This is a genomic window from Kaistella yonginensis (assembly GCF_030409525.1).
GTDB lineage: Bacteria > Bacteroidota > Bacteroidia > Flavobacteriales > Weeksellaceae > Kaistella > Kaistella yonginensis.
The window spans coordinates 1-807 of record NZ_JAUFQB010000028.1; the positions used below are offsets into that span (position 1 = coordinate 1).

General features: G+C 29.6%; 1 protein-coding gene. It reads right to left on the reverse strand.

Annotated elements, in window-relative coordinates; genetic code table 11:
- Window positions 1–101: 101 nt before the first annotated feature.
- Window positions 102–647 (reverse strand): BRCT domain-containing protein, encoded by a 546-nt coding sequence (locus tag QWY78_RS09220; protein ID WP_005807148.1) that lies wholly within the window; start codon window positions 645–647, stop codon window positions 102–104.
- Window positions 648–807: the final 160 nt, after the last annotated feature.

The window sequence follows — 807 nt, forward strand, 5'->3', positions numbered from 1 at the left end:
CCAAAAACAAAGCTCCCTTAAATCGCTTTAAAAGAGGTCGTTTTTTGTTATAAATTTTGGGTAATCTCGAAAATATTGGGGTTGTGCAACGGTTACCGATGTTATATGCCGTATTTTTTGATAAGATAATTTAAGTCAGCTTCGTTTAAAATTCTAATGTTTGCTTTTTTTGATTGGTTTAAGTCGTTTATTTTTTGGATTTTTGACCAACCACAATCTTCACCTGCAAAAACAAAATCTACTTTACCTGTTATTCCTGATTTTATTTGTCCACCAATTTTCATTAGAAAAGTTTTTATTTCTTCTCTTTCTATTGAAAAGTTGCCCGTAATAACTATTCCTTTTCCTATTAAATCAATGTTTTCAAGTTCGTTTTGAGTTATTTGATAATTTGATAAATGCTCTTCATTTTCTTCTAAAACATCTTCACTTGGTTGATTGAAATAATTATTATTTGTTTTAGGCTGGTCATCAATTTTTCTTATTAGTTCTTGATAACTTGGATACTTGTCAGTCAATTCGCCAAATATTAAAGCACAAAGTTTTGCATCGAATTCTGGGTCGTGATGATTTGTTACTTCTAAGTCCAAACTCTCTGCTAAATCTTTTATTTTTTTAGGCATCCCAAGTTTATCTGCAAATAACATTGTGTCAATATAACTTATGACATATGGTTTTAAATTATAATGTTCATATAGATTTTTCTGATTATCCGTTTATGCACCTGTTATATTCGCAATTACTAGTCTGTCAAAGAGTTTGTCTCCAAAATACCGTCTGTTTAATTTGTAAATAAACTCGTTGAGA